At 53.2% G+C, this 16,392-nt stretch carries 11 protein-coding genes; 6 read left to right on the top strand and 5 right to left on the bottom strand.

What is annotated here, in order from left to right; translation table 11 throughout:
* Nucleotide 1 precedes the first annotated feature (1 nt).
* The 6 genes from nirB to MUU46_RS16290 all read left to right on the top strand — a co-directional run bounded on the left by nirB (nucleotide 2) and on the right by MUU46_RS16290 (nucleotide 11,015).
* Nucleotides 2–4,201: a nitrite reductase large subunit NirB gene (gene nirB / locus MUU46_RS16265; RefSeq protein ID WP_258966064.1), complete on the top strand. Its 4,200-nt coding sequence runs from the start codon at nucleotides 2–4 to the stop codon at nucleotides 4,199–4,201.
* Nucleotides 4,198–6,864, top strand: coding sequence for a nitrate reductase (locus MUU46_RS16270; protein WP_258966065.1), 2,667 nt, complete (start codon nucleotides 4,198–4,200; stop codon nucleotides 6,862–6,864). The genes nirB and MUU46_RS16270 overlap by 4 nt, the downstream gene beginning before the upstream one ends.
* The gene (gene cobA, locus MUU46_RS16275; protein ID WP_258966066.1) at nucleotides 6,861–7,715 is read left to right on the top strand and encodes a uroporphyrinogen-III C-methyltransferase; all 855 of its coding nucleotides are present in this window, start codon (nucleotides 6,861–6,863) and stop codon (nucleotides 7,713–7,715) included. The genes MUU46_RS16270 and cobA overlap by 4 nt, the downstream gene beginning before the upstream one ends.
* Nucleotides 7,716–8,277: 562 nt before the next feature.
* Nucleotides 8,278–8,577, top strand: a complete 300-nt coding sequence (locus MUU46_RS16280) for a hypothetical protein (protein WP_159754969.1) — start codon at nucleotides 8,278–8,280, stop codon at nucleotides 8,575–8,577.
* Nucleotides 8,578–8,819: 242 nt separating this feature from the next.
* The gene (locus MUU46_RS16285; RefSeq protein ID WP_309582943.1) at nucleotides 8,820–9,929 is read left to right on the top strand and encodes an AI-2E family transporter; all 1,110 of its coding nucleotides are present in this window, start codon (nucleotides 8,820–8,822) and stop codon (nucleotides 9,927–9,929) included.
* A gap of 267 nt (nucleotides 9,930–10,196) precedes the next feature.
* Nucleotides 10,197–11,015, top strand: coding sequence for an EAL domain-containing protein (locus tag MUU46_RS16290; RefSeq protein ID WP_258966068.1), 819 nt, complete (start codon nucleotides 10,197–10,199; stop codon nucleotides 11,013–11,015).
* Nucleotides 11,016–11,053: 38 nt separating this feature from the next.
* Here MUU46_RS16290 and MUU46_RS16295 read toward each other — a convergent pair whose 3' ends face one another.
* From MUU46_RS16295 to flgA, 5 genes are all read right to left on the bottom strand, one after another.
* A complete protein-coding gene (locus MUU46_RS16295; RefSeq protein ID WP_258966069.1) occupies nucleotides 11,054–13,603 on the bottom strand; it encodes a glycosyltransferase in 2,550 nt (849 codons plus the stop codon).
* Between the two features lie 60 nt (nucleotides 13,604–13,663).
* On the bottom strand, nucleotides 13,664–14,611 hold the full coding sequence (locus tag MUU46_RS16300; RefSeq protein ID WP_258966070.1) for a lysine-N-methylase: 948 nt from the start codon (nucleotides 14,609–14,611) through the stop codon (nucleotides 13,664–13,666).
* 147 nt (nucleotides 14,612–14,758) lie between these two features.
* A complete protein-coding gene (locus MUU46_RS16305; protein ID WP_159754954.1) occupies nucleotides 14,759–15,187 on the bottom strand; it encodes a flagella synthesis protein FlgN in 429 nt (142 codons plus the stop codon).
* 15 nt (nucleotides 15,188–15,202) lie between these two features.
* Nucleotides 15,203–15,511, bottom strand: a complete 309-nt coding sequence (flgM, locus tag MUU46_RS16310; protein WP_258966071.1) for a flagellar biosynthesis anti-sigma factor FlgM — start codon at nucleotides 15,509–15,511, stop codon at nucleotides 15,203–15,205.
* An 85-nt stretch (nucleotides 15,512–15,596) separates the two neighbouring features.
* Nucleotides 15,597–16,352, bottom strand: coding sequence for a flagellar basal body P-ring formation chaperone FlgA (gene flgA / locus MUU46_RS16315; RefSeq protein WP_258966072.1), 756 nt, complete (start codon nucleotides 16,350–16,352; stop codon nucleotides 15,597–15,599).
* Nucleotides 16,353–16,392 lie beyond the last annotated feature (40 nt).

Here is a 16,392-nt window from a genome sequence, read left to right on the forward strand (position 1 = left end):
CATGGCTAAACCGACTCTGATCGTTATCGGCAATGGAATGGCAGGCATACGACTGGTGGAACACTTGTCTGACCTCGCTCCTGAAGGCTATCGCATTCTGATGATTGGCGATGAAAAGTACAGTGCATACAACCGTATTCAACTGACGCCGGTCCTGTCCGGTGAGAAAAACGTTGATCAGATAGTGACGCACGACGCGCAATGGTATGCCCATCACCACGTCACATTAATTACGGGCGTAACGGCGACGGCGATCGATCGTCTGGCTCGCACCGTCACGGCGGACGGGCAGATCTATCCTTACGACCATTTGGTGATAGCCACCGGTTCACGGTCTTTTATTCCGTCATTACCCGGGGTGGAATTGCCGGGGATTCAGGGTTTTCGCACGCAGCAGGATGTTGAAAATATTCTCTGCGGGACTTACGCCGGCCAGGCGGTGGTGGTGATCGGTGGCGGTGTGCTGGGCGTAGAAGCCGCTGCGGCACTGGCATTACGGGGGATGCAGGTGAGCCTGCTGCACCGTGGTACGCATTTGATGGATCAACAGCTTGATGTTCAGGCCGGAGAGCTGTTGCGCGCCAGACTGTCATTGCGGGGCATCAACGTCATTTTACAGGCCGAAACCGTCTCCTTCGCCGCTGATGCTATTGGCAATGTCAGTGCGGTGAAACTGCGGGATGGATGCGAAATCGCGGCCGAGCGCGTGGTTATCGCGGTGGGTGTCCGGCCGGAAATCGCGCTGGCGCAGGACGCGGGGTTGTCGTGTGGGCGCGGCATTCTGGTGAACCATCACCTGCAAACCTCTGATCCCGATATTTCGGCAATCGGCGAATGTTGCCAGTTGGGTGAACTGAATTTTGGCCTGGTGGCGCCGTGCTGGCAGCAGGCAGAAGTGGTGGCGTTGCGGCTGGCTGGCGTCGATAAGGCCGCATCGTTCGATGTCCAGAATGTACCGCTGCGTCTCAAAGTGACCGGGATCGATTTGTTCTGTGCTGGTGAACTGCACAGCGACGAAGGCGCACAGATCCACACCACCTTTGACCCGTTTGATGGGCATTACCGCCGTCTGGTGCTTGCCGATAACCAATTGAAAGGCGTGTTGTTGTGGGGCGATATCAGTGACGGCCCGGACTATCTGTTGCGCATCAGCAATCCCTCTGTTCAACAGGCGCCATTCAGCGTCTTCAGTCCCGGTGATGAACCGGGGATATCTGGCTTTCAGCCTGTTAATTCAGAACCGTTGCCCGTCGAGGTGACGAGGAGTCATTCAATGTCGAAACCCGTATTGGTTATGGCCGGACATGGCATGGTTGGTCATCATTTTTTAGAGCAACTGGTCGAGCGTGAGTTGCATCTGCAATATCAGGTGATTGTCTTTGCCGAGGAGACATCGCCCGCTTACGACCGTGTCCATTTGTCCGAGTACTTCTCCGGCCGTACGGCGGAATCACTCTCGATGGTGGAAGAGGGATTCTTTGCATCCAGTGGTATTGAACTGCGTCTGGGACATTGCATCGGACACATTGATACGAAGCATCGCTTTGTTGTCGATCATCAGGGGCGACAGACCGCCTACGATTTACTGGTGCTGGCGACAGGATCGTATCCGTTTGTGCCCCCGATCCCGGGTAACGATGCGCCGGGTTGTCTGGTTTATCGCACTCTTGACGACCTCGCGGCCATTCAGGCCTGCGCGGCAAACGGGAAAACCGGTGTGGTTGTCGGCGGAGGACTGCTGGGGCTGGAGGCGGCCAATGCGCTGAAACAGTTAGGACTGGCGACTCATGTCGTGGAGTTCGCTCCACGGTTGATGGGGGTTCAGCTTGATGAAGGCGGGGCCCAGATGCTGCGCCATAAAATTGAAGCGCTGGATGTGAAGGTACATACCGGAAAAGAAACTCGCGCTATCGTCGCGGGCGAAAGCAGCCCTTATCGTATGGAGTTTGCCGATGGCAGCCACCTGGAAACCGATTTGGTGTTGTTCTCTGCCGGCATCCGCCCGCGCGATCAACTTGCCAAAGCGAGCGGGCTTGAGGTGGGGCCGCGTGGTGGCATTGTGATTAACGATCAGTGTCAGACCTCTGATCCGGCCATCTATGCAATAGGCGAATGCGCGCTGTGGAACGGTCAGATTTTTGGTCTGGTCGCGCCGGGTTATCAAATGGCCCGGACACTGGCAGACACCCTGACGGGCAGCGACGTGGCGTTTAAAGGCGCAGATATGAGCACCAAACTTAAATTGCTGGGTGTCGAGGTGGCCTCTGTCGGTGATGCGCATGGTCGTACGCCGGGCAGCCAGAGTTACAGCTGGGTTGACGGTCCGGCGGAAGTGTATAAGAAAATTGTGGTATCGCAGGACCGCAAACGTCTGTTGGGGGCGGTGCTGGTGGGGGACAGCACCGAATACAGCACGTTGTTGCAGATGATGCTCAACGACATGCCACTGCCTGCCAAACCTGAAACCCTGATTTTGCCTGCAGGATCGGGCGCAGATAAACCGGCGCTGGGTATTGCCGCGTTGCCAGACAGTGCGCAAATTTGCTCCTGCCACAACGTCAGTAAGGGCGATATCTGTGATGCCGTGCAGAATAACTGCCACGATATGGCGGCGATAAAATCATGTACCAAAGCGGCGACGGGATGCGGGGGTTGCGCAGCGTTGACCAAACAAGTGATGGAGTTTGCGCTGTCCGGAATGGGTGTCGAGGTGAGAAAAGACATCTGCGAGCATTTTGCGTATTCGCGTCAGGAGATCTATCACTTAGTTCGCATCGGCAATATCCGCACCTTTGCTGAATTGATTGCCAAACACGGGAGCGGCAGTGGGTGTGAAATCTGTAAGCCCCTGGTCGGTTCGGTTCTGGCTTCGTGCTGGAACGAGTATCTGCTGAAACCGCAGCATCTACCGTTACAGGACACCAACGATCGTTATTTTGCCAATATTCAGAAAGACGGGACCTATTCCGTGGTGCCACGCGTTCCTGCCGGGGAGATCACCCCTGAGGGACTTATTGCCATCGGCCAGATGGCCAGGCGCTATAACCTGTACACCAAAATTACCGGTGGTCAGCGTATCGACTTGTTCGGTGCGCGTCTGGAGCACTTGCCGGAAATCTGGCAGCAACTGGTGGATGCGGGATTCGAAACCGGTCATGCCTACGGTAAATCTCTGCGGACGGTGAAATCCTGCGTTGGCTCCAGCTGGTGTCGCTACGGCGTACAAGATTCAACTTCTCTCGCCCTGCAATTGGAGCACCGCTATAAAGGGCTACGCTCACCTCATAAAATCAAAATGGCGGTGTCGGGATGCACCCGGGAATGCGCCGAAGCCCAGAGCAAAGATGTGGGGGTTATTGCCACCGAAAAGGGCTGGAATCTGTATGTCTGCGGTAACGGGGGAATGAAACCACGTCATGCTGATCTGCTGGCTCAGGATATGAGCACCGAAGCCCTGATCCGCACCGTTGACCGTTTTCTGATGTTCTATATCCGCACGGCCGATCGACTGCAACGTACCAGCACCTGGATGGATAATCTCGAAGGAGGCATGGCGTACTTGCGCCAGGTCGTGCTGGAAGACAGCCTGCATATCGGCGATGAACTGGACAGCGAAATGAATGCGGTGGTGGCGACGTATCAATGTGAATGGCAGACCACCCTGGCATCTCCTGACCGACTGGCTCTGTTCACACCTTTTGTGAACAGCCCTGAACCAGACGAAGGTGTGGTGATGATCTCTGAGCGCCATCAGCTGCGGCCTGCCACACACCAGGAGCGCGCCATGCGACCTGCTGCGAGTGGGGAGAACGCGAGTTCTGCCGTGCAGGGGTGGGTTGATGTGTGCGACCTGAGTGCCATACCAGAGAATGCCGGCATGGCCGCGCGGCTGGCAAACCAGCAGATTGCGCTGTTCTATCTGCCGGACCACCCGCAGCAGGTTTTTGCCCTGAGCAATCATGAACCAGACAGCGACGCTAACGTGCTGGCGCGTGGCCTGGTGGGCGATGTTGACGGCGAACCGGTGGTGATTTCCCCGCTCTATAAACAACGCTTCCGTTTACAGGATGGGCACAGCCTGGATAATTCGCCGCTGGCGCTGCAAACCTGGCCGGTGAAAGTGGAAGGAGGCCGCATCTGGGTTCAGGCGCATGCACAGAGTATTGCGTCGGCCAAAATCATTGAGACGGTCAGCCTATGAAAGCAGAGTCCCCGGTCGTTAAAACCACCTGCGCCTACTGTGGCGTGGGATGCGGCGTCAATATGCAGATGCAGGATCACGGCTTTATCGCCACGGGAGACCGCCATCACCCGGCGAACCACGGGCGGTTGTGCGTGAAAGGCAGCGCATTAGGCGAAACATTGGATCTGCAGGGCCGCCTGTTACAGCCGGAAATAAACCATCAACCGGTGAGCTGGCATCAGGCATTAGATGCCGTTGCGCAGGGATTGCAGGCCGTTATCTCCGAACATGGACCGCAGGCGGTTGCATTCTACGGCTCCGGCCAGCTACTGACCGAGGATTATTACGTCGCCAATAAGCTGATGAAGGGATTTATCGGCGCGGGCAATATGGATACCAACTCGCGGCTCTGCATGGCCTCCGCCGTCGTGGGCTACAAGCGAGCTTTTGGTGCCGATGCGGTGCCCTGTAATTATCAGGATCTAACGTTGGCGGACTGCGTGATCCTGACCGGGTCCAATACCGCCTGGGCGCATCCGGTAGTGTATCAACGGCTGGTGAAAGCTAAAACCGAGCGCCCGGAAATGCGGATCATCGTTATCGATCCGCGTAATACGGCAACCTGTGACATTGCCGACTTGCATTTGGCATTGCGTCCCGGCAGCGATGCGGGCCTGTTCTCTGGGGCGCTGAACGCCATGGCCGAGTGTGGAAAACTGGATGCCGAATTTTTGCGCCAACACACACAGGGAGCCGAAGAGACCTTACTGGCGGCAAAAGCATGGACGCTCGATGCGACGGCTGATTTTTGCGGATTGTCGGTGTCACAGCTGCAATCGTTTTATCAGATGCTTGCCAACAGCCCACGACTGGTCACGTTGTATTCAATGGGGATCAATCAATCCAGTTCCGGGGTGGACAAATGCAACGCTATCATCAATCTGCATCTGGCAACTGGCCAGATCGGACGCGAAGGTTGCGGACCCTTTTCGATAACGGGCCAGCCGAATGCTATGGGTGGACGTGAAGTAGGGGGCCTGGCGAATCAACTGGCGTGTCATATGGGCTTCACGCCTGCAGAGATTGATCGGGTCGGGCGTTTCTGGCAAAGCACCACGGTCGCGCAATCTGCGGGACTTAATGCGATAGACCTGTTTCGTGCGATTGAGAGCGGAGAAATCAAAGCGGTATGGATTATGGGTACCAACCCGTTGGTGTCACTGCCTGATGCCGACCGTGTGCGTGCCGGTCTCGCCCGCTGTCCATTGGTTATTGTCTCTGACATTATGCGTGAAACCGACACCACCCGCGCGGCACATATCCTGCTGCCTGCGCAGGGCTGGGGGGAAAAAAATGGCACGGTGACGAATTCGGAGCGCTGTATTTCACGTCAGCGTGCATTTTTGCCCACACCGGGAGAGGCTAAACCAGACTGGTGGATCCTTAGCCAGGTCGCGCAGCGGCTGGGTTATGCGGACGCGTTTGCCTGGCAGCATCCGGCCGAAATTTTCCGCGAGCACGCGGCGCTGTCCGGTTTTGAGAACGCAGGGCAACGTGCGTTCGATATCAGTGGGTTGGCACAATTGTCCAATCAACAATGGGATGCACTGCAGCCGATACAGTGGCCGGTGAATGCCGCCAGCCCACAGGGCACACCTCGTCTTTTCACCGATAAAACCTTCTTTCACGCCGACGGTAAAGCACGACTGGTCGCCATCACGCCTGGGCTGCCAGCCAATCAACCGACAGCGGCATATCCGTTGTTGATGAACAGCGGCAGAGTCCGTGACCAGTGGCATACGATGACGCGCACCGGGAAATCAGTGCGTCTGATGCAGCATATCAGCGAGCCGTATTGTCAGTTTCACCCGGATGATGCACCAGGCGTGACGCGTGGCGATTTGGTACGTATTTCCTCAGCCTACGGCTGGCTGCTCCTGCGCGCACAACCCGATAATCTTCAGCCGCGAGGCAGCATTTTTGTGCCGATCCACTGGAGCAGTCGATTCAGCCAGCAAGCCAGAGTGGACGCACTGATTGCCCCTCTGACTGATCCCCTGTCAGGTCAGCCTGAAAGCAAACATATGCCGGTCAAGCTCCTGCAATGGAAAGCGGCATGGCATGCTGAATTGTTTATTCGGGGTGACGGTATCATGCTGCCCGCCACCGCGTACTGGAGCCTAATTACCCAACCTGGCGTGACGCATTTTACGCTGGCCGACTCATCGCTCCCTGACGACTGGATGGCGTGGCTGAATGAGCATTACTCAACGGACGGCAAAATATGTCAGGTCGCGCGTATGGGCGATGACGGATTCAATCTGCTTGTCTGGGAGCAGGGTGAACTGCAGCTGGCATTTTACGCGCGCCGCAAGCCGTTATTACCGGACCGACAGGCGGTACTGTCTGCGTTCATGCAGGCACCTGATACCGCACAACAACGTCTGGCCCTCTTGGCAGGGATCGCCGGAAGCGATAAACCCCCGACAGGCGCGATGATTTGCAGTTGCTTTGCTGTGGGTGAAACACAGATTGTCGAAGCCGTTCGACAAGGGTGCAGCAGTGCACAGCAGCTTGGCGCCAAGCTGAAATGTGGCACCAACTGTGGCTCATGCATTCCTGAACTTAAAAAGATTATTGCCGGCCATATGGCCACGCTGACGACAGGGGAACATCAATGAATACTCGCGACATGTTACCGATAGCGCAAATGATAACTCTGGCAAACCAACGCAGTCCGGTGTTCCGGGGAGAGGTCTGGCTGGTGGGGGCGGGGCCGGGGGATGTTGAACTTTTGACCCTAAAAGCGCTGCGCGTCATTCAGCAGGCGGATGTCGTGGTCTATGACCGACTGGTGTCTGATGCGGTGCTGGCGCTTATACCGGACAATGCATTGCAGATCGATGCCGGAAAATCACCCTGTAATCATCGCCTTGGGCAGAACGAAATCAATCTGTTGTTGGTTGATCTTGCGCTGGTGGGGCATCGAGTGGTGCGTCTGAAAGGCGGTGATCCGTTCATCTTTGGGCGGGGTGGGGAAGAGATGGCCTACTGCCAACAGCAGGGTATTGTGTGTCACATTGTGCCCGGTATTACGGCAGCGATGGGGTGTGCTGCCGCCAGTGGTATTCCACTCACCCACCGACATCTGGCGCAGTCTGTCAGGTTTGTCACTGGTCATGGCCCCGATGGGGAGCCGGACGTTGACTGGTCTGTATTGGCGGCGGCGCGCCAGACGCTGGTATTTTATATGGGCATCGCCACCAGTCCTGTGCTCAGTCAGCGATTGATCGCTCATGGATTACCTGGCTCAACGCCCGTGGCGGTGATTGAACGCGGGACGCAGCCACAGCAGCGTGTGCTGACGAGCACCCTGGATGCATTAGGAGAAATCATTGCGCAAGAGCATGTCGAGTCGCCGGCCCTGTTAATCATTGGGGATGTGGTCGGAATGTACCGTCCGATTGCCGGACTGCCTGAGATGACTTTTCCGCAAATGGACAGCCCTGAATATGCCCTCCTCACTAATTAATATCCGATACCGAGGCGCGGGAATAATGGTCAATTAAAGCGGACACGGTATCGGCCAACGTTAAAACCTTATTCGCGCAACGCAATACACATGCGCCGACTGTCATATATAGCATTCATTTCAGCATGAATATGTTTAGCCGCCGCATGCAGCATAAGCACATCGGCTCTGAGGGCTGGCTGACCACTCCGGGCGTAAAATGCACGGCGCGTGAGCGACAGGCAGCGACATACCTGTTGGATGTTTCCCCCGCGCTTCTTCGTTACAGCAGTCTGGGTCAACGCCTACTTGTGTTGTAGAACCAAATTGATACATTCCGGCCTTTAAGTCTTTTTCAATCAATGGGCAAAAAATGATGGGAATTTAAAATTAACTTATTGGTAAAGTCCAAATTAAAACAAAAATAATCTGTTTTCATCTGTGCATTTCCTTTATAAAAACGGATGGAAGGTTCTGCGGAATTAATTCCTTTGGTGAGTTTTGGCTGCGTATTGGTTTCTGACTGGGATGTCGATTATCGCTCCAGGCCCTCATTTATATTTTGTTTATCAGAGGTAATATTATGAAAAAAATTATTCTGGCTTTAACATTTGCTACCGTGAGCCTCTCTGCTTTTGCAGGTAATCACCCGATCGCAAGAACAACCGCCGTGGCATCATCTGACCATCCTGTCGCAATGACTGCAGCGACTGGCGGTAACGGCGAACACTCTGTTGCCCGCGGAGCAGCAGTTGTGTCTTCTGACCATCCAGCTGAGATGGCAGTAGCAACCTCTGGCGGCTCGCATCCTGTCGCGCGCACAGCAGTAGTTGCGGGTTCTGACAACCCTGTTGCCGCAGCAGCTGTTACTGGACACAACTGATTCTCCAGGTTCCTTAACACAAGGCATTCTGGCAGTCACCTAAGCGCTATCCTTCATCGGATGGCGCTTTGTTTTTATAAAGGGAAAGTATTCGCTGGTGGAATTCACCACTCATTTCATGAAGTGTTTTTTTATTTTTAAATAACTTTCTGGATTTATTGCTTCCACCACTCCACTATAATAATTCGTTTTTCACTCGCCAAGCAGGCGATGAATATCAATTGCCACTGGAAGAACCCCTTATGGAAAGTAATGATTTAATTACCATTGAAAGAAGACTCGTAACCAGATTTCTGGATATGTTCATTAAGTTTGGACTTATCCTGGCGCTGGCTTCTTTCTGTTTTACCGTTTTCTCCCCCTTCCTCAATGTCATTATGTGGGGGCTGATTCTGGCAGTGACGCTGTATCCGCTGCATCAGTATTTTGCTAAACGTCTGGGGGGTAAGCAGGGTTGGGCCTCCGTCATTCTGGTGCTGCTTGGCATACTGCTCATTGTCGTGCCGACCATTATCATGGTCACGTCTTTGGGCGAAAGCGCCACGACTCTGATTGCACAAGCTTCCCAAACTCACTTGGTTATTCCACCACCAAAACCAAGTATCGGGACTATTCCTGTGATCGGCGACAAGATTTACGCTTTATGGTTAAAAGCGTCGACAGATTTACCTGGCCTCATCAGCACGTACCACACTCAAGTTGCCCACGCGGCCAAGCTGGTGCTTGCGGTACTGGCAAGTATGGGTGGCGGTCTGTTCGGATTCATTATTTCCTTTATCGCTGCGGGCATCATGATGGCCATGGGTAGCGCAGGGGCTAATAGCGCGACGCGTATCGCGATGCGCATCACCGATGAAAGAAAAGGTGTTGAACTGATCAAACTCTGTACCGGTACGATTCGTGCTGTTGCTCAGGGTGTCATTGGTGTGGCACTGATTCAGTCTTTGCTGGTAGGTATTATCATGGCGCTGGCCGGCATTCCGGCGGTAGGTATCTTCTTCGTTGCTGCGCTTATCCTCGGTATTGCACAGGTTCCGGTTCTGCTGGTGAGTTTGCCGGCAATCGCCATCATGTGGTTGACGGGTGACCACGGTACAGCAATGAATGTTGTTTATACCGTGCTGTTGATTGTGGCAGGCATGGTCGACAACGTGCTTAAGCCAATACTACTGGGCCGTGGCGTTGATGTGCCAATGCCTGTCGTACTGCTCGGCGCGCTGGGCGGCATGGCGACCAACGGTATTCTGGGGATGTTCATCGGCGCAACGCTGCTGTCTATTGGCTATCTCATCTTTATGGCCTGGGTAAATGAAGGTCTGAAGAAGGCGTCAATTGAGAACGCATCACAGTAATTGATTTTCCGGACGTCCCGAATGATCGGGGCGTCTTACTACATAGTGTTATCCCTCCTTTTTATTAAGACCGTCTTAATATCAATGTTTGTCAATGGTGAGGTTTATTTAAAATAAATTTTACCGATGGCGAAATATACCCATCTTATCTCCCTTACACTTACAGTGAGTTTAAAACTTGCGCTCCCATGGCATTAAGTTTAGTATTTCAGCATAATCAATTTATCTTTCCACACTAAGAATATTCCCGCAGCGAAATTTTATATAATGAACGAATCCCGCGAAAAAATAATATCTGACATCATTATCAAACGAATATCTAACAATCAGAAGCCTTACCCTGTTGATATTTGGTTCCAGCCGCTGTTTGATCTCTCGTTGTTCAAATGTACCGGCGGAGAAATCCTCATTCGTGGGCAATACCTGCGGGAAACTATTCTTCCGTTCCGGTTTATCGCGAGCCTTGAGCGCCATGGCACTGGCATCGTTAACCTCGGGCACTACCTGGTCAACGAGTCATTCGAGTACATCAACCGCTACTTCCCTGAGACCGATGACGACAGGCTCTATAACATCAATATCTCTAAAACAGAGTTATTGCGGGCTGACTATTCTGAGCTAGTGATTGCGCAGGCGGCACGTTACTCCATTTCTCCGCCACAGATTATTCTGGAGATAACGGGTGAAGATGCCATTCTGACTCAACAGATGATTGCTAATCTGAGAACGCTCAAAGAGCATGGCTTTACTATTGCCTGGGGTGATATTTATAGTTTGTTAATGCTGGAGCTTAAAAATAATGCATGGCAAGCTGACTATATTAAGCTGGATCGCCGTTTGATGGCCAAAAGCCGCCTGAATGAAACCCGGGAAATTATTCTTGAAGCTCACCGTAATAATATTAAAGTGATTGCGGAAGGGATTGAAACTTTACAGCAGGTTTCATTCCTGCTGAAAGAGAATGTGTCGCTTGGACAAGGGTATTTATTCTCGCGCCCGATAACAAAAGAAATGTTCCTCGAAAAATATGCAGATGACGAAGTTTTCGAGCCTGATGTAGACGAGAATAGCGAAACCGACGCGTAATAATAACGCCCTTCATTCTGCATTGAAGGGCGTTATTTTTAGCTAAATAATTTCTTTTGAATGCTGGCTAACAGGGTGTTATGTCCAGACGTCGATGATTGCTCAAGCGCGTTAGTTATCACTTTCGCCGCACGGGCTGCCGCCTGGCCATCGAGGAACGCATCGCAATAATATTCCCGACATTCCTGCATCGCCTTATCCATTGCAGACCAGCGCGTTTCTGCTTTCAGCAAAGTTACCAGCGTTTCGATATTTCCCGCATTGGGCAAGATTTCCCGAATCTTTTGATCTGCGCTGTTGGCCGTGGAATAGCTGGCCCCGTCTTTTAATAGCTCGTCCATTCCTTCCCAGTTCAGCAGGATAGTGCGCTTCCCGGCATGAATGGCATCGAAGATGAAGCCACTGTTGTCGGTTATCACGAAGTCTGCTTTTTCCAGCAGGGCCAGGGTGTGCTGATGTTCGCTGACATAACGTTTCAGATACCGTTTGACCAGGCTCAGAGAGGATTTCTCTTCCGCGCGGCACAGCGTGGCGTGATGGAGTTTGGTAATCACATTGTACTGATGGCTAAGGTTATGCAGCTTCTCCGCCCAGTGTGGGATCGAGCTGAGAGCACCATAGGTCGGGGCATACAGCAGCGTGGGCTTCGCCGGATCGATTCGGAGCGATGCCGGGAGCTCCCGTTCGAACAGCTGATTGTGCCAGGCATCGAAGCGGGGATTACCGACAAGAACTGCGCTGCCGTTAATGTTCAGCGCCTGCTGTGAGTGGTGACTGTAGCAAAGAATGTGCTGATAGAACGTGTTCCACCAGGCGTGGTTCCATTCCTCTTTTGCCAGGCCGTACATGGCGCGCACGTGAACCTCGGCCAGGCCGTTTATTACCGGCGAATAATAAGGGCTGACAAGGCAACCATATTTCTGCCGACGCTCGGCCACTTTCGACAGCAAGCTGCCGCGCAGCTGAGTGTTACCCAGCGATGACAGGCAGTCCTGCATCTCGTGAATAAATTCCTTTGGCGTCCGGTCGTTGATTAATAATTCGCACTGATAGCCCTGAGCCAGCAGCACCTCCAGCAGCGGTTTATAGACCTGGTAATGGAAAGCCGTTTCCATAAAGAAGCCAATGGTCTTACTGAGCATTTGTTCAGCTGGCGCGGTTTTTGTCATGCTGTCGGTATTACGCGGCAGGCGGCTAAAATAGTGCTGAGTCATGTCGCTGTATTCGCCGGTAATGTCACTGATGCCAGGCTTCTGGTAAGCAACACTTGGATAAAAGGCCAGCCATTTTCCCTGGCGAAGCAGCGGCTGCCACTGTTCTTCGAGGGTGATGGAAAGGTCTTCCTGCATCTGACGCAGCAGCGTGGCGTAAGAAGGGCCGTTAACCAGATAGGCGCAGATATGATCGCAGCTGCTGGCGCGTACCAGGTTATCAAAGCTCTTCAGCTCGCTGCCGGTCTGGACGTTGGCACCCAGCAAAATCACTTCCCACGGCAGGACCGGTAAGGCATTCAGCAGTTTTTTCAGCGCCTGAATATGTTTTTCCTGCTTCAGAATGACGGCGTCATCTTCGAGCAGCAGATAGTTTTTCCAGCCTTTCTCCTGCGCCATTTGAAGCGCCCGCAGGTGCGACTGGCGGCGTCCACTCTCGCCATGTCTCTCTTCCACGGCACTCAGACGGGTGATTTTCTCCGCCGGTACGCCGAGCAGGCTTAGCTCGTTTCGAATGTGCTGCAAACGGTCTTCACGCTTATCAAGATTGATTACCACAAACTGATCGACGTGGCTCCAGTTGAGGCTCTGCCCGTGTGCTGCATTATGCAAACTGTGATACCAGGTTTTGAGCATCGGGTCGCTGACCCACTCATCCAGCGTCGTCTCCATGGCCTGGCTGCTACCGAGGACAAAATCTTTATCAAAGGTGTTTTGGCTGTGAGAGACACACAGGATCGTGCGTTCGGCAGGCAGTTGCAGCGGTTTCACCGTGAAGTTGTTGGTGAAGCCTTTTTCTTCCGCCAGATTGCAGTCATCGTCATAACGGTGCTTTTTCAGGTAATTACGGTGATAACAGAACGTCCCGTTGAGGATGTGATTTTCGCCAAACGAGTGCGTTTTAAAGATGCGGTTAATGTGGCTGTACCAGATGGCAATCTGATCGGAACCTGAAATCAGCGCGCGGTGGCGCTGCATCATACCGATGGTGTAGGAGATTTTATCGCGAGGATAGTAATCGTCATCATCCATACAGACGATGTATTCCCCCTGTGCTAGCTCGTTCAACATGTTGCGCTTGCGTCCCAAATCCAGCCGTTCCGGCGAATGGACGTAGCGAATGTTAAACGCCTCCGGTTTACCTTGGGTCAGCGCATGAATGATCTTCTCATTGCTCTGCGGTGAGTCATCAAGGATAACCAGTTCGCGGCGGTCCATCGGATAGTCCTGGTAGCGGAACATATACAACAGATACGGCAAAAAAGCGGCACGATTCCAGGTGGGAGTGACCACACTGACAAACGGCAGTTCACGCCCAGAATCCAGAGTTTTCACCATCGATAACGGACTTTTATTCAGGGTCGGGGGTAATGACATATTCAGTTTTTCATCAAGCTCGCAGCACCGGGGCGTGAGGTACTCGCCCCGACGGGAAAGTTAACGGACTAACAGGGAGAACGCGCTGAGCAGTGCTCCACCTGGAGGCGAGGCCAGAAGCAGCTGGTAGTAATCCTGCGCCGCTGGCGTATGGCGCCATTGTTCGAACATCGCGACCAGCGCAACAATCTCATCTTCACTCAAAGCAGAACCATCCATTACCCACAGGCTGAAAAGCGATTTCAGCATGAAGAAATCGGCATTCAGCAGCAGATAACGTTCCAGGGCGGAATCATGTTCGTGGAATGGGAAAACGTCGTGATAGAGACGATAAAGCAGGTAGTTTTCCATCATCCACGGCTGGGTATCGAAACTGGCAGAGGCGGAGGTTTCCCAAAGATCGGCCAGCTGCTGTTGCAGCAGCGCTTCGCTATTTGCATCCTGTAATGCCAGCAGGCTGATTTGCAGTGGCAGAACCTGTTTACGCTGGCTTTCTGGCAGCAGATCCCAGTTAAATTCCTGTCCCGCGAGGCCGGAAATCAGCTTGCGCTGTAAGGCAGGCACGGAAGGCATTTGCTGGAACTGGGCTTGCAGCGCACCCTGCTGTAAATGCTCACGCATTTTCTCCGGCAGCGTCGCCAGTAGCGCGAGGGTCTCATCGCTGTCGCCAGGCGTTTTCTCAGCGAAAGAGAGCAAAATGCCAAGGGCGTACAGGCGAATATCCGCTGACAGAGGATGCAGGGTCAAAATATCGAAGGAGGCCTGGTTGAGCAGGCGCGCCCGCGGGGATAGCACCTCGGCGTTGTCGTTGGTGTCGCGCTTTTCACTGTGCAGCACAAAGGCATCCGGCTTTTGCAGCAGCGCGCCGCAGGTGACGGTGTTGTCCAGACGTAAACTCAGGCGAGTTTCCTGTGACCACTTCAGGGCCATTACCTGCTCAGAGTTGGTATCAGGCAGGCTCTGGTAATGACGAACGAATTCGGGTTGGTGGTAATCAATCTGTGGCATAACGTTCTCTGCAACTAACCGGCATTATGAATTAAGGTACAGGGAACCTTTCGCAATATTCATGCCAATTTTAATGTGTGAGTATTCAATGAGTTAAAAATAGCTGGGACAGAGGTGGAAACGTAGCTTCCACCTCAGGAAGGCGTATCAGGGATGGTAGAGGTAATCCGGTTTGTTACCTAAAAAGGTTTGTGCAAATTCTTGTTGGCGAATCAGCAACTCACCGTTTTTTTCATTATAGGATTTGCAGCGTCTGGCCTGATTTTCCAACTGCTTCCAGGCGGTCATCGCGGCCGTTTTTTGCGGCGTGGGCAGCCAGCTAAAAACTGTCTCGATACCGTTCCGGTCGACGGTTAATCCCAGCGCCTGAAGGGCATTTCTGCGTGCCCTGGACTGTTCGCTCAGCTCAGCGTAGTGCTGTTCGATTTTGTGATTAACGCTTTGTAATTCATCGCAGTCGCGACGGATCATGCACAGTCTTTGCTGTTCGAGCAGCTGGCGTAAGCTTCCGTATTGCTCTTCATCGAGACGGATGCCGCGCAGTAATGCTTTAACCAGGACGAGTTTGTCACTCACTTCAGGTAACTCTCTTTAATTGAAGAAACTCAGCATTGATGCTGCAAGTTCATCGTTATCGACGGTAAAGCTTCCGTTAGCCAGCGCGGCCTGCATCTGGGTAACACTGTCCATATCCACGTCGTCCTGTGGGTCGTTGTTCAGTGCAACCTGTGCAGAATGCAGCGAGCTTTGGGTCAGCTCATCGGCAGATTGCTGGGGAGCAACCGTTGCCACATCATTGTTTTTTTTCGATTTAGTTCCAGAACCTGACTGCGTTGTAGCGGCCATGTTCTCTACTGACATCGGGGCAATCTTCATTTTGACCTCAAGCCTGTTAACCATCCGGGTGTGTCTTCCTCGCTCTTCACAAACAAACAGGCGACACATTCGAAGGAAAACTTAACCCAGAAGAGAAAAAATATTTCCGTTACTCGCTGTTCAGCGTTTTCACGACACCCTGACCGGTGACGAGGGCGCTGACTATCCGTTGGCTGCTTTCGTTGCGGACTTTGATAGTGTCGCCCTTGCGGCCATTTTTCATCGCCACGGCTGAAGTCTGCGCGGTAATCCCACCCATCTGTGATTGCAGCATCACGCTTTGGTCGCGTTTGACCCAGAGTGGCATTTCCAGCTGTGAGAGCGTGAGGGGCTTACCGGGTCTCAGCGTGCGTTTGCTGCTCAGGCCCTGCGCCTGGTCGAGCTGGGTCAGCACTTCACCGTGCGCATTGCTGACGTTATAAGGTTTCAATATCAGCAGGTCTTCGTCCAGCACTTCTCCACGCTCAACGACACCATTCACCATGACCACCGGAACATACAGGTCGGCATGTACCGGTACGCTGAGATGCCAGCCCTGGCTGCCAGGACAGCTCACGTCATAGCTAATGCGGTTTACAGAGGTCAGTTCAACACTCGAGCGGTTGGCTTTGAGCGCGGTCGGACACGGCGTTTCGGTGGCCGCATAGGAGGGAATGAACACATTCAGCTTGTAGTGATAGCCCTTCCAGCCCTTTTTCTGCGCCATTTTATCGACGTCTTTTCCGGCCGTACTGAGCACAAGGGCGTTGATTTGCGCGCGAGGGCTCTTCGTCGCTGCATGAGCATGAACGACAAACAGACTGGCGAACAACGCCACAAACAGACAGCGGAAAACAACCTTCCCGCCGGGGTGGTCAGAAAACATAAAAGCCTTACCTCTTAGTGATTTACGTAGTTGGCACGAT

It is taken from the genome of Scandinavium tedordense (assembly GCF_024764965.1).
GTDB lineage: Bacteria > Pseudomonadota > Gammaproteobacteria > Enterobacterales > Enterobacteriaceae > Scandinavium > Scandinavium tedordense.

What these genes read in the sequence shown, in the direction of transcription:
- nirB (WP_258966064.1), top strand. Translation starts at nt 2, where the DNA reads ATGGCTAAACCGACTCTGATCGTTATCGGCAATGGAATGGCAGGCATA.
- MUU46_RS16270 (WP_258966065.1), top strand. Translation starts at nt 4,198, where the DNA reads ATGAAAGCAGAGTCCCCGGTCGTTAAAACCACCTGCGCCTACTGTGGC.
- cobA (WP_258966066.1), top strand. Translation starts at nt 6,861, where the DNA reads ATGAATACTCGCGACATGTTACCGATAGCGCAAATGATAACTCTGGCA.
- MUU46_RS16280 (WP_159754969.1), top strand. Translation starts at nt 8,278, where the DNA reads ATGAAAAAAATTATTCTGGCTTTAACATTTGCTACCGTGAGCCTCTCT.
- MUU46_RS16285 (WP_309582943.1), top strand. Translation starts at nt 8,820, where the DNA reads ATGGAAAGTAATGATTTAATTACCATTGAAAGAAGACTCGTAACCAGA.
- MUU46_RS16290 (WP_258966068.1), top strand. Translation starts at nt 10,197, where the DNA reads ATGAACGAATCCCGCGAAAAAATAATATCTGACATCATTATCAAACGA.
- MUU46_RS16295 (WP_258966069.1), bottom strand. Translation starts at nt 13,603, where the DNA reads ATGTCATTACCCCCGACCCTGAATAAAAGTCCGTTATCGATGGTGAAA.
- MUU46_RS16300 (WP_258966070.1), bottom strand. Translation starts at nt 14,611, where the DNA reads ATGCCACAGATTGATTACCACCAACCCGAATTCGTTCGTCATTACCAG.
- flgM (WP_258966071.1), bottom strand. Translation starts at nt 15,511, where the DNA reads ATGGTTAACAGGCTTGAGGTCAAAATGAAGATTGCCCCGATGTCAGTA.
- flgA (WP_258966072.1), bottom strand. Translation starts at nt 16,352, where the DNA reads ATGTTTTCTGACCACCCCGGCGGGAAGGTTGTTTTCCGCTGTCTGTTT.